This is a genomic window from Ornithinibacillus bavariensis, assembly GCF_018333235.1.
GTDB lineage: Bacteria > Bacillota > Bacilli > Bacillales > Amphibacillaceae > Ornithinibacillus > Ornithinibacillus bavariensis.
In genome coordinates, this window is sequence record NZ_BORP01000008.1 from 1 (window position 1) to 13806 (window position 13806).

The window sequence follows — 13806 nt, forward strand, 5'->3', positions numbered from 1 at the left end:
CGCCTTTCATCTTCTTACCATGTGATAAAAAGTATTATCCGGTATTAGCTCGCGTTTCCGCGAGTTATCCCAGTCTTACAGGCAGGTTGCCCACGTGTTACTCACCCGTCCGCCGCTCGATCCACTACCTTCACCCCGAAGGGATCCGTTAGTTTCACGCGCTCGACTTGCATGTATTAGGCACGCCGCCAGCGTTCGTCCTGAGCCAAGATCAAACTCTCCATAGAAGACTCACTTTTGGTTCTTTCAAAAGTGTAGTCGCACTTGTGCAAACAGCGTTAAGTTGTTTGCCAAAAAAAGTTTGTTTATCATAATTGATCGAGTCAATTACATTCTTAGCTACTAAAAGCACGCTAGCTTTTAGATTATTAATAGAAAAAACAGGGTATGTTTTTTCCTTACATACTGGTTGTTTTGTTCAGTTTTCAAGGAGCAAATACTTCGTTGCCTTTTGTTTGCGACAACTTTTATATTATATTAAATCGACCTAGTTATGTCAACAAGTTTTTTTGATATAAATCAATTCGTTATTTTGCCTAAAATGACAAAATAATGTTTGAAGTTCATTGTTCTATACTCATGTATGAACAATATCACCGACAAAACAATTATAACATGTTGCATATATTATGTCAACTAGTTTATTAGTGCTCGTTGCTCAGATAACAGCAACAGAATTTATAATACACCCCTTTAATACTTCGGTCAATAGGATAACATAAAAATATCAATTCCATTTCCCCCAAAATAATCCAAGACCACATATTATTATATTCCAGCCTCTAAAAACTGCTCCTACTTTTAGTATGTATAGGTTTTTATCATTTACACAAAATAATCACATTAACTGTAAGAAGAGGAAGATACAATGCGAAATATCGTACAAGTAGTTCTGTTAACATTATTATTAATAGGAAGTGTTAATTATTCCAGTAATGCTGAAAATAACAAGAAACAATATGAACATCAAATTATAAAAACATATGAGGAGGATGTAACAGGAGATGGACTAAAGGAAATTGTTGAACTAAAGGGAGTTTTGTTTTCTCCTGATTCCAAATATTATCGTGATATAGTTGCTGTAATAACTTCTTCTGAGAACCATGTTTGGGAGATTCCTTATATGGGTGGTTACGATCCAAAGCTAACATTTATTGACTTAAATCATGATAAAGTCAATGATATATTTTTCCAAAGTCCAACCGGTGGAAGTGGTGGATTATATCAATATCACTTACATACTTTAGTCCAAAACAAGCTTTTGGAAATCCCTTTACCTGAACAACCTTTTGTTAAAGGAAAATTTCTTGAAAATTTTAAGTTAGAAATAACCATTTCACCAAATACGGAACCGACTATCATAAATATTGAGAAACGAGCAAATGAATATATTCGCTTAGGAATTTATAATAAGGAAGGAAAACTACTGAAAGAGACCTCCGCAATGGTTGATCCAATTGCCTTCTTTGAACCTAAGTTAATAAGTAAAAGTAAAGGATATGGCTTAAAAAGTTACCAGCAGGTTAGTGGCGCATATCACGCAGACCAAATTGGTACGGTCGAATCTTTGTGGTACTTTGACAGAGATAAATGGATATTGTTACAAACGAAATGGATGCCGAGTAATTAATAAAGAGGGCTTCTCATTATAAAAATTATTAATGAGAAGTCCTCTTTCATTAGTTTGCTACTATATTAACTAATTTGCCAGGTACAACAACAACTTTTCTAACCGTCTTCCCTGCTATCCAATCTTGAATTCCTTCATCTTCAAGTGCCAATTTCTCAAGTTCTTCCTTAGAAATGTCTTTTGCGACTTTCAATTTAGAACGAACTTTTCCTAATACTTGAATAACTATTTCAATTTCATTTTCTACCAATTTAGAGGCGTCATACGTTGGCCAAGCTTCATAGCTAATAGTTTCCTCGTGGCCAAGACGGCTCCATAGTTCCTCCGCAATATGAGGAGCAACAGGGGAGAGCATCTTCACAAAGCCTTCAACATATTTCTTAGAAAGCTTTTCAGCTTTGTATCCTTCATTAATGAACACCATCATTTGTGAAATTCCAGTATTGAAGTGTAGATGTTCAAAGTCCTCGGTTACCTTTTTAACTGTTTCATGATATACCTTTTCTAGTTCAGTACTTTCTTCATCTACTATTTTATTAGATAGGCTCCCATCCTCATTAATGAATAAACGCCATACTCTATCAAGGAAACGTCTTGCTCCATCAAGTCCATTGGTAGACCATGCAACAGATGCATCTAGTGGACCCATGAACATTTCATAAAGTCGAAGTGTATCAGCTCCATGAGATGCGATAATATCATCAGGATTCACTACATTTCCTTTTGATTTACTCATTTTCTCGTTACCTTCACCTAGAATCATTCCCTGATTGAATAGCTTCATAAATGGTTCTTTAGTTGGAACTACACCAATATCGTACAAGAACTTGTGCCAAAAACGGGCATATAGTAGGTGAAGTACTGCATGCTCTGCCCCACCAATATAAATATCAATTGGTAGCCATTTTTTCAATAGCTCTGGATCAGCTAATTTTTCTGAATTATTTGGGTCAATATAACGTAAGAAATACCAGCAGCTACCCGCCCATTGTGGCATTGTATTCGTCTCACGGCGACCTTTCATTCCCGTTTTAGGATCGACCACATTAACCCAATCACTATTAGCTAATGGGGATTCACCTGTACCAGATGGTTTAATCTCTGTCATGACTGGAAGTTCTAATGGTAGCTCTTCTTCAGGCACCGTAGTCATACTACCATCTTCCCAATGGATAATTGGAATTGGCTCGCCCCAGTAACGTTGTCTAGAGAATAACCAGTCACGCAAACGATATGTCACTTTTTTCGTTCCTAAACCTTTATCTTCAAGCCAAGCATTCATTTTAGCAATAGCATCTTCTTTATTTAACCCGTTTAAGAAATCAGAGTTAACATGTTCTCCATCTCCGGTATAGGCTTCTTTTGCGACATCACCACCAGCTACTACTTCAATGATTGGTATGTCAAATTTACTTGCAAATTCATAGTCACGTTCATCATGAGCGGGTACAGCCATAATGGCACCTGTGCCATAAGACATTAAAACATAATCAGCTATCCATATAGGCATTTTTGCCTGATTAACTGGGTTAATGGCATAAGCACCACTAAATACTCCTGTTTTATCTTTAGCAAGATCTGTTCTTTCTAAATCCGATTTGGTTTGAACTTCATTCAAATAGCTCTGTACCGCATTCTTTTGATCTGCGGTTGTAATCTCTTTTACTAAAGGATGTTCTGGAGCAAGAACAGCATATGTTGCACCGAATAAAGTATCTGGTCGTGTTGTAAATACTGTAAAGGCTTTATCATGCCCTTCTATGTTAAAGGTTATTTCTGCTCCTTCAGAACGACCAATCCAGTTACGCTGCATATCCTTGATGCTTTCCGGCCAATCCAACTCCTCCAAATCCTCAAGTAACCGATCAGCATATGCAGTAATTTTTAGTACCCATTGTTTCATCGGTTTACGAATTACTGGATGACCCCCACGCTCACTTTTCCCATCAATTACTTCTTCATTTGCTAGCACAGTTCCTAGAGCTGGACACCAGTTAACAGCTACTTCATCAATGTAAGCCAATCCTTTTTCATAAAGCTTTGTAAATATCCACTGTGTCCACTTATAATAATTCGGATCTGTTGTACTAATTTCTCTGTCCCAATCATAAGAAAAACCTAGCTCCTGAATTTGCCTTTTAAAGGTATTAATATTCTTTTGCGTAAACTCAGCTGGGCTATTTCCTGTATCTAGTGCATACTGTTCAGCCGGAAGTCCAAAAGCGTCCCACCCCATAGGATGAAGTACTTCGTAACCTTGCATCCGCTTCATTCTAGACAGTATATCGGTAGCAGTATAACCTTCTGGGTGACCAACATGAAGGCCTGCTCCTGATGGATATGGGAACATGTCTAATGCATAAAATTTTTCCTTATTGGATGAAGTATTTGTCTTGAAGGTTTTATTTTCAAGCCAGTATTTTTGCCATTTCTTTTCAATTTCATGATGGTTAAAGCTCATCATTTTCCCTCCTTTTTTAAAATAAAAAAAGCCCCTCATCCCAGTAAGGGACGAGAAGCTGTTATTCCCGCGGTACCACCCAAATTAACGAATCAATCGCTCACTTGTATCCGTAACGTGGATGTACGTCAAAAGCTACTAATGGTTCACTTTTGCAGCCTTGAAGGCGAGTTCGTAAATAATCAGGGGCAATTTACACCAACCATTGCCTCTCTTTACCTGAAATCAATACTACTACTCCTTCGCATTGCTTTTCAATATTTAAATTGAATTGTAATGAATACTATTAGCTTTGTCAAGATATTCCTTTTTTATAATTTATCTTTTGTACGATTACCATTACACCTTCATGCTATCCTTGGATAAGGGATTCGATGCAGTCTCGCTCATCCGCTCATAAATTTGTTTAAGGATATAAGAATTTGCCTGATTATTCTTATACACTGCATTCGTCGTCTCTAATAGAAAATCCTTCGTAGGATTCACTGGGTATTCTCCACAAATATCCACACCTGCTATCTCCTTACAAGCAATAAGCTCCGTTACCAGTTTCATGAGCTGGTTAAGGCGCAGGGTCCCTTGATCCCAACCAGTTAGGGCATCTTCCATATCCAACACATCCTTATCTATACTGATGTAAATGGTTTTTGTCGGGATATTTTTTATTATCGCTTTCATTATAGCTGCTAGATTGGTGTGAAGTGATTGTTCCGTATAAATAATCACTTTTTCGTCAAACGCGTTAGGGATGTGTTGATATGCTTCCTCACTTACACCAAGGATGTAGACCTTTTTCAGCAAAGGAAGCGTTTTGAGAGATTCCAGTAGCCATGAACCACATGATATCATATCCGGACTAGGTGCAGGTAATGTATCTGTATGGTGATCAAATAAAATTAGTGTGTACGGCTGACAAATTTTAGATTGCAGTAAATAGGAAATATAATGATAGTTACCACTACCTAAATAATATACGCTGCTTTCTTGATAATCGTTTAGTTTATCAGCAATATTCAATAGGGTACTCTTCTCGCAGAATAAACTAACATTTTGCATAACATTAAAATCAATCCAATTGTAGGAGCCTTCATGATAGAAAGATTGTCTCTTGTATGCCCCATCAAAGTCCAACAAGGATACAATACTTTTCACTTTCATTCCCCCAATTTGATTGTTCACTGTTTCACAAAATTTAATCAATAAATAGAATATTATTAATATTATTTTAACATAACACTAGGAAATCTCTAGCTTGAACACATCAAAAATAATATGATTTCATCCTATAATGTCAATAATTTACGATTACATTTATCCATGCTATGCTTAAATAGATTTGATTTATTAAAGGAGATCGCAATGAAAAGCATATTAAAATATTCTCATCACCTATTAGAAGAAATTATTCAGCCAGGTGAAACAGTTATAGATGCCACCTGTGGTAATGGTAATGATACTTTATTTTTAAGTAAACTTGTTGGAGAAAATGGTGAAGTTATTGCATTTGATATTCAAGAGAAAGCTATTAATAATACGGATCAATTATTAATTGAAAATAATTGCACGAATGTTTCCCTTGTTTTAGACAGCCATGCTAATATGGAAAACTATTTATCAAAGGATTTAGCAGGAAAAATAGGCGGTGCTATTTTTAATCTCGGTTATTTACCGAAAAGTGATAAGTCCATTATTACAAAAGGTGAATCTACAATAAAGGCTATTCAATCTGTTTTACCTTATTTAAAACCAAATGGACGTATCATCCTTGTTGTTTACTACGGACATGACGGTGGAGAAAACGAAAAAAATTCAATACTAAAGTATGTTATTTCACTAGACCAGAAAAAGTTTGATGTCCTACGATATGGTTTTATAAATCAGAAAAATAATCCACCGTTTATCATTGCTATTCAAAAAAAATAGAGGAGGATCATTAATGATACACCATTATAAAAATATCTCACCAACTATCCATCCTACTGCATTTATCGCCAAAGATGCTGTCGTAGTCGGAGATGTTACCATTGGAGAGGAATCCAGTGTTTGGTTTAAAACAGTAATTCGTGGAGATGTTGCCCCAACTAGAATTGGTAAACGAGTTAGCATTCAAGATTTATCCATGCTTCATCAAAGTCCGAATAACACACTGATAATAGAAGATGATGTTACAGTCGGTCATCAGGTCACACTGCACTCTGCAATTGTACGGAAAAATGCCTTAATCGGAATGGGTTCTATTATTTTGGATGGAGCTGAGATTGGGGAAAATGCCTTTATTGGGGCAGGAAGCCTCGTTCCACCAGGTAAAAAAATCCCTCCACATACGTTAGCAATGGGGCGCCCAGCAAAGGTTGTTCGTGAGCTTACAGATGCAGATTATAAAGAGATGGAACGTGTGAGACAGTCATATGTGGAGAAGGGTAAATATTATCGGGAGAATACTAATTTAGGAATAATTTTTTAACACAAAACACGCTTCGTGCTTATAAACTGCACGAAGCGTGTTTCTATTAATTATTTCGTTGTTAATAATACTAGATCATCAACCTTATCCGTCTTTTCCCATGGGAATTCTACATCTGTTCGTCCAAAATGTCCATATGCAGAAGTAGCTCTGTAAATAGGCTGCTGAAGGTTCAGCATCCGAATAATTCCTGCCGGACGTAAGTCAAATGTCTTACGAACAGCTTGAACTAGCTCTTCCTCACTTACAACCCCAGTCCCAAAGGTGTTAATGGAAATTGATACAGGTTCAGCCACACCGATTGCATACGCAAGCTGCACTTCACAGGATTCAGCTAATTTTGCTGCAACGATGTTTTTAGCAACATAACGAGCCGCATAGGCTGCAGATCGGTCTACCTTAGTTGGATCCTTACCACTAAATGCTCCTCCGCCGTGACGAGCATATCCACCATACGTATCGACGATTATCTTCCTACCAGTTAAACCAGCGTCACCCTGTGGGCCTCCAATGACAAAACGTCCAGTTGGATTAATAAAGTACTTTGTTTTTTCATCCAATAAGTCACTAGGTACGATAGGCTTGATAACATACTCCATTATATCCTTTTCAATCTGCTCCAAAGTAGCATTTTGAGAATGCTGTGTAGAAATAACGATGGTATCAACACGAATTGGGCGATCCTCTTCATCATATTCGATAGTCACCTGTGTTTTTCCATCTGGTCTTAAATAAGATAACGTATTGTCTTTTCGAACATCACTTAATCGTTTTGCTAGCTTATGAGCCAGTGAAATTGGTAAAGGCATGAGCTCTTCTGTTTCATTACATGCAAAACCGAACATTAGCCCTTGGTCTCCTGCACCAATCGCTTCAATTTCACTATCTGATATTTTACCTTGACGTGCTTCTAGTGCATGATTGACTCCTTCGGCAATATCTGGAGACTGCTCATCGATTGCAGTTAGTACTGCACATGTATCGGCATCGAAACCGTATTTAGCACGAGTATACCCAATATCCTTAATAGTTTGACGAACAACCGCTGGAATATCAACATAAGTTGATGTAGTAATTTCACCAGCAACTAATACTAATCCGGTTGTCACTGTAGTTTCGCAAGCTACCCTTGCGACTGGATCCTTTTTTAATATTTCATCTAATATAGCATCTGAAATCTGGTCACATATTTTATCTGGATGACCTTCTGTTACAGATTCAGAAGTAAATAAACGACGATTATTAGCCATTAGGCTAAATCCTCCCTCTAGTTTCTTGGTACGGTACTCTTTTCTCTATCAGTATTATATCCTTAATCAATAAAAAAAGCCTTTCCATCACACGAGGAAAGGAATTACCAGCCTTTCGCTCTTATTGTTCAAGGAAGTTTCCTTGCACCAGGTTAGCACCTTTTCACAAATGTGTGAGGTTGCCGGGCTTCATCGGGTCTGTCCCTCCACCAACTCTGAATAAGAGAGTATCCGCTCATTGTTAAGGTTAACTGAATATATTGTCCCATGTCAACCGTATATTTCGCTGTCACGTAATTTTAATAATTTAATACAATAAAAAATAATAAATAGTATGGACTATTAAAATCAATGTGTTATACTATTGATAATTTCATATACATGCTATACTTAAAAATATCTTTCTTGATTAAATTAACATAAAGGAAGGAAAATTTAAATGAATATGGTAATGAAAAGTTCTCTATTGGAAGAACTATTATCTGGGAACAATGTTAAAAAAAATCTATCTGTTGCACAATTAGTTGAAAAAGTACTATCTAGAAAAGAAGGATTATTATCAGATACTGGTGCAGTACTTGCGACGACAGGAAAATATACTGGTCGTTCCCCAGAGGATAAATTTATTGTTAAGGATACTTTTTCTGAAGGAAAGGTTGACTGGGGAAAAGTCAATCAACCAATTGATAAAGAAATTTTTGAGAAACTATATAAAAAAGTTATCCAACATTTAAAGAGTCAAAATGAGATATTTGTTTTCGAGGGTTTTGCTGGAGCTGACGAGAACTATCGCTTACCTATTCAAGTCATTAATGAATTTGCTTGGCATAACTTATTTGCAAAACAGCTTTTCATACGCCCAACTGAAGAACAATTAGCATCACATATTCCATCCTTTACAGTAATTTCTGCGCCAACATTTAAGGCTGATCCTAGTATTGATGGTACTAACTCTGAGGCATTTATTCTTATCTCATTTGAACATAGAGTAATTTTAATTGGGGGAACGGAATATGCAGGTGAAATTAAGAAATCAATCTTTTCCATCATGAACTTCCTTTTACCTGAGAAAAACATCCTTCCAATGCATTGTTCAGCTAACGTTGGGAAAGAAGGCGATGTTGCACTATTCTTTGGGTTATCTGGTACTGGTAAAACGACACTGTCAGCGGATCCATACCGATTATTAGTTGGAGATGATGAACATGCGTGGAGCTCAAGTGGCGTCTTCAATATTGAAGGTGGCTGTTACGCAAAATGCATTAATCTATCTGAAGAAAAGGAACCACAGATTTTCAATGCGATAAAATTTGGTGCTGTTTTAGAAAATGTTGTTATGGATGAAATAACTCGTAAACCTAATTTTGATAATACAACGCTAACAGAGAATACAAGAGCAGCTTATCCATTAGAGCATATAGACAATATTGTAAATCCAAGTATTGCAGGACATCCAAATACCATTATTTTCTTAACTGCAGATGCTTCTGGCACATTGCCACCTATTAGCAAACTATCGAAAGAACAGGCAATGTATCATTTCCTAAGTGGGTATACTAGTAAACTAGCAGGAACAGAAAGAGGAGTTACAGAGCCGCAAGCAACATTCTCTGCTTGTTTTGGAGCACCTTTCCTTCCATTAGAGCCAGCTACCTACGCAAAAATGCTTGGTGAAAAGATTGATCAGTACCATACCAATGTATTTTTAATTAATACTGGCTGGACTGGTGGCTCATACGGAATTGGAAGTCGAATTAAACTGTCCTATACAAGGGCAATGGTTCATGCAGCACTAGAAGGCGAATTAAATAATGTAGAAACCATTAAAGATGAAATTTTCGGTTTAGAAATTCCGACACATGTTGCAGGAGTTCCCGATAACGTGCTTATTCCGAAAAATACATGGACTGACAAAACCGCCTATGAAAAGCAGGCAAAAGACCTTGCATGTCAATTCCACGAAAACTTTAAAAAGTTTTCTCATGTAAGTCCTGAAATTGCTCAAGCTGGTCCTACATTTCAATAATTATTATTGGCCTCATCCCAAGAGGGTTTATATACTATAGATGGTAACAACATGTTACAAAGTTCCTAAACGACCTTACACAAAAGGTCGTTTTTTTATATAAAACGCTTATTTTTATCTAGGCATTCACACATTTTTCGTCCTTGCATACACTATCCTGTGGAAAAAACGCTATTAGAAAGGGACGAATCGAATGAGAAAGATAAAAATTCTTGTATTCGTGTTATGTTTTGTGCTTTTCTTCCTTTCTGCTTGTGGCTCTAACGATAAACATACTACGATTAAATTAGGAGAGGTAACACGCTCTCTTTTCTATGCACCACAATACGTAGCTATTGAAAAGGGCTTCTTTGAAGAAGAGGGGTTGAATGTAGAATTACAAACAACCTGGGGTGGAGACAAAACAATGACAGCTTTATTATCAGATGGAATTGATGTTGCGTTAGTTGGTTCGGAAACTTCCATCTATGTGTATGCACAAGACTCCAAGGATTATGCTGTTAATTTTGCTCAATTAACACAAACAGATGGTACGTTCCTTGTCGCGAAAGAAAAACAAGATAATTTTTCGTGGGAGGATCTTAAGGATTCTAATTTTCTTGGCCAACGTAAAGGTGGCATGCCGCAAATGGTAGGTGAATATGTACTAAAACAGCATGGGATTGATCCCCACAGCGACCTTACCCTCAATCAAAATATTGAATTTGCCAATATTCCTAGTGCCTTTGTTTCTGGTGACTACGAGTATGTTCAACTTTTTGAGCCAACTGCCAGTGTGTTCGAAAAAGAAGGTAGCGGCTATGTAGTGGCTTCGTTTGGAGAGGAATCAGGTCAAGTACCTTATACCGTTTTTATGGCAAAACAAAGCTATTTAAAAGAAAACGAAGAAAATATTGAGAAATTCACTCGTGCCATTTATAAAGCACAGCAATGGGTTCAGGATACTGATTCAGCTGAAGTTGCAAAGACAATTAAAGATTACTTTGAGGACGTGGAATTAGACATTTTAACTTCATCAATTGACCGTTATAAAAATCAAGGATCATTTGCAGCTGACCCTATATTAGATGAGGATGAATGGAATAACTTAAAAAAAATTATGAAAGAAGCAGGAGAATTACCAGACGGTAATATTTCTTACGAGGAGTTAGTAAACACAGAAATAGCAGAAAAAGTCATCTCAAACTAAGGAGTGAAAACATTGTCCTTTCTAACCTTAGAAAACGTATCACATCATTATTTTTCAAAGAATGATTATACAAAAGCATTACAGGATATCTCTTTTTCTGTTAAGGAAGGAGAATTTATAGCCTTACTCGGACCGAGTGGTTGTGGAAAATCAACTATCCTTTCGATCGTATCAGGAATCATGAAACATACGTCTGGAAAGGTACTTCTTAATAACAAGCCAGTAGAAAAATCAAAACGAGATATCGGTTACATGCTTCAGCAGGATTATTTATTCCCTTGGCAAACTATCCTAGATAATGTATTGATTGGACCTACTATCCAAAAAAATGTGGATGAAGAAATAAAAGTTGAAGCAAAGAAGTTATTAAATGAGGTTGGCTTAAATGACGTTGAAAATCAATATCCATCCTCTTTATCAGGTGGTATGAGACAAAGAGTTGCTCTTGTACGAACCTTAATTACCAAGCCTAAAATTCTACTACTAGATGAACCATTCTCTGCACTAGATTATCAAACAAAATTAATGCTAGAGGACTTAGTATTTCAATTACTACACGCTTATAAAAAAACTGCTATTCTTGTAACTCACGACATAGGTGAAGCCATCGCGATGAGTGATCGAATCATTGTGATGCGTGCAAATCCAGGTACCATTGCTAAAACATTCGAGGTACCTATTGAATTACGAAATGAGATGCCCTTTCTAGTTCGAAGACATCCTAAATACCAGGCTATTTTCGATAAAGTTTGGGAGGAGTTAAATAAAAATGAAGAACAAAAGGCTTAACACTTCCCAATTAAACACAGAAAGGGGATGTAGCAATGCTAGATAAGGAAGACCAGCAATTATTGAATATGCATATGCAAAAGCTAAAACGTGAAAGAAAAATAGTGGTTATATGGCAGATATTCATCCTTATTGGATTTTTCGGGTTATGGGAGTTAGCTAGCAGAATGAACTGGCTTGACCCACTAATATTCAGTTCCCCTTCAAGGGTCTATAACCTATTACTAGAAAAGTTTTCAGATGGTACTATTTTAACGCATACGTGGGTTACCTTAATCGAAACACTTTTAGGCTTTATCATTGGTACACTACTTGGAATCATACTCGCAACCCTACTATGGTCTTCCACCAGATTTTCAAAAATATTAGACCCCTATCTTGTAATTTTAAATGCTATGCCTAAGGTTGCATTGGGGCCAATTATCATTGTAGCTTTAGGACCTGGGTATGTCTCCATCATTTCGATGGGGGCAATTATATCCGTAATCATTACGACTATTGTTGTATATACCGGCTTTAGAGAAGTAGATCCCAACTATGAAAAAGTATTAAAAAGCTTCGGAGCTACTCGTTGGCAATGCTTCAAATCAGCTGTATTCCCTGCTACCTTACCCGTTATGATCTCAACACTAAAAGTAAATGTTGGCTTATCGTGGGTTGGTGTGATTGTCGGTGAATTCTTAGTTTCAAAGGTTGGGCTAGGATACCTCATTGTTTATGGGTTCCAAGTATTTGATTTCACATTAGTAATGGCTGCTTTAATCCTTATTGCGTGCATCGCTGCAATAATGTATAAAGTTGTGGAAAAAATTGAGGGCTGGTTAATAAAACATACAACTTAGTATGCTATATAAATAGTTGCATGCTACTCAGAAATATCATCTAATTTGAATAAATAGCGGGATGCTTCATAGCAACATGCATCCTCGCTATTTTTATGTGTTTATTGCTTATCATTAGTGCACTTAGCCGATTTTTACAGTTAAGAATAGATAGCGATTTTCGATTTTCCTAATTTTTTGTATGTATCGGGTATTTTTGGTGCATATCCTCCCCCTCTACTGTAAATAACTGGAGAGAAACCGTTCATTTAAGTCAATCGGTATGCCGACGTATAATTTCAAGCAAACTATCGGGATTTTCTGTTGGGACAATCTCTGCCATTCTCGCCCCAGCAATAATCGGTTCCCATTCTAATACCTCATTTCTAGTTAGTCCACTTTTTTCGCAATAAAGTGTTAAATAATGTTCGGCTATTTCGTTAAAATGTAGGGTATATAAAAGATATGTTCGGCAAACATCAGCACATCTATTACCTGAACTCGAATCTACCCAATCGATGATATAAACTTTTTCACCTGACAAAATTAAGTTAAATAAATGAAAATCCCCATGGCATAATTTATTATCAAAAGCCATTTGATCTAATTGATCCAATAATTTTTGTTTCTGCTTATCAGTTAGCCTTTGAGCTGATAGGATTTTGCTCTTTAGTTTAGCTTTCATCGGCGTAAACGAAACTGCTTCAATCTGATGTATTTTCTGTTGTACATCAACTGATAGGGTTAAGTAATATTCAACGTCGTCTCTATTCTTGAGCAGTAATTCCCCAAGCGTTTTACCTTGTATTTGTTCCATAATAATCGCTTGCCTTCCTTGAACCTCCGTAATATCTACAACTCTCGGTACTGGCAAGCCACTAGTATAAGCAAATTCTTGTTTAATAGCTTCATGACGAGCTTCTTCTTTAGGTAAATGCTCATGAAATACTTTTATGATTTGGTTATCATGATGATAAATCTTAGCTGTGTTACCATGTGCTATGGGAATTCCTAAAATCATTACTACCCCCTCCTAAATGTTGAATTGGTTCAAAATCTCTATCTATTTTATATTTCCATAAACATATTAAGTTGGACCTTTATTGATACCATTTTAATGATTTTATATCTAATTTTTATTCTAGCATATTATCTAGACTAGTCGGCAGAAAAATC

At 36.5% G+C, this 13806-nt stretch carries 11 protein-coding genes, 1 rRNA gene, 1 riboswitch and 1 other annotated feature; of the genes, 7 read left to right on the forward strand and 5 right to left on the reverse strand.

The genetic code is table 11. The annotated features are described in order from the left end of the window. Positions 1-227: ribosomal RNA gene (locus tag KI338_RS16065) — 16S ribosomal RNA — on the reverse strand; the annotation flags it as partial. 641 nt (positions 228-868) lie between these two features. On the opposite strand from KI338_RS16065, the gene KI338_RS16070 reads away from it, so the two are divergent. After that, complete coding sequence (locus tag KI338_RS16070) at positions 869-1630, forward strand: YybI family spore inner coat protein (RefSeq protein WP_212922048.1); 762 nt, start codon at positions 869-871, stop codon at positions 1628-1630. Positions 1631-1679: 49 nt separating this feature from the next. Here the strand turns inward: KI338_RS16070 and leuS are convergent, their stop codons facing one another. Both leuS and KI338_RS16080 read right to left on the reverse strand, forming a co-directional pair. Further along, complete coding sequence (gene leuS / locus KI338_RS16075) at positions 1680-4091, reverse strand: leucine--tRNA ligase (protein WP_212922182.1); 2412 nt, start codon at positions 4089-4091, stop codon at positions 1680-1682. 43 nt (positions 4092-4134) lie between these two features. After that, positions 4135-4348: a binding site (T-box leader), on the reverse strand. A gap of 82 nt (positions 4349-4430) precedes the next feature. Next, positions 4431-5243 carry an arginase family protein gene (locus tag KI338_RS16080; protein WP_212922049.1) on the reverse strand — a complete coding sequence of 271 codons (813 nt, stop codon included), beginning with the start codon at positions 5241-5243 and terminating at the stop codon, positions 4431-4433. 207 nt (positions 5244-5450) lie between these two features. On the opposite strand from KI338_RS16080, the gene mnmM reads away from it, so the two are divergent. Together mnmM and KI338_RS16090 are read left to right on the forward strand one after the other, a co-directional pair. Next, positions 5451-6014 (forward strand): tRNA 5-(aminomethyl)-2-thiouridylate-methyltransferase MnmM, encoded by a 564-nt coding sequence (gene mnmM, locus KI338_RS16085; protein WP_212922050.1) that lies wholly within the window; start codon positions 5451-5453, stop codon positions 6012-6014. A 13-nt stretch (positions 6015-6027) separates the two neighbouring features. After that, a complete protein-coding gene (locus KI338_RS16090) occupies positions 6028-6555 on the forward strand; it encodes a gamma carbonic anhydrase (RefSeq protein ID WP_212922051.1) in 528 nt (175 codons plus the stop codon). 50 nt (positions 6556-6605) lie between these two features. On the opposite strand, the gene metK is transcribed toward KI338_RS16090, so the two are convergent. Further along, positions 6606-7805, reverse strand: coding sequence for a methionine adenosyltransferase (gene metK, locus KI338_RS16095; RefSeq protein ID WP_212922052.1), 1200 nt, complete (start codon positions 7803-7805; stop codon positions 6606-6608). A gap of 118 nt (positions 7806-7923) precedes the next feature. After that, positions 7924-8031, reverse strand: a riboswitch (SAM riboswitch). A 213-nt stretch (positions 8032-8244) separates the two neighbouring features. On the opposite strand from metK, the gene pckA reads away from it, so the two are divergent. The 4 genes from pckA (at position 8245) to KI338_RS16115 (ending at position 12651) form a co-directional block, all read left to right on the forward strand. Next, the gene (gene pckA, locus KI338_RS16100; RefSeq protein WP_212922053.1) at positions 8245-9831 is read left to right on the forward strand and encodes a phosphoenolpyruvate carboxykinase (ATP); all 1587 of its coding nucleotides are present in this window, start codon (positions 8245-8247) and stop codon (positions 9829-9831) included. A 193-nt stretch (positions 9832-10024) separates the two neighbouring features. Continuing rightward, positions 10025-11020, forward strand: coding sequence for an ABC transporter substrate-binding protein (locus KI338_RS16105; protein WP_212922054.1), 996 nt, complete (start codon positions 10025-10027; stop codon positions 11018-11020). Between the two features lie 12 nt (positions 11021-11032). Continuing rightward, positions 11033-11809, forward strand: a complete 777-nt coding sequence (locus tag KI338_RS16110; protein WP_212922055.1) for an ABC transporter ATP-binding protein — start codon at positions 11033-11035, stop codon at positions 11807-11809. A gap of 35 nt (positions 11810-11844) precedes the next feature. Then, the gene (locus tag KI338_RS16115) at positions 11845-12651 is read left to right on the forward strand and encodes an ABC transporter permease (protein ID WP_212922056.1); all 807 of its coding nucleotides are present in this window, start codon (positions 11845-11847) and stop codon (positions 12649-12651) included. A 253-nt stretch (positions 12652-12904) separates the two neighbouring features. Here KI338_RS16115 and KI338_RS16120 read toward each other — a convergent pair whose 3' ends face one another. Then, positions 12905-13651, reverse strand: coding sequence for a phosphotransferase family protein (locus KI338_RS16120; protein ID WP_212922057.1), 747 nt, complete (start codon positions 13649-13651; stop codon positions 12905-12907). Positions 13652-13806: the final 155 nt, after the last annotated feature.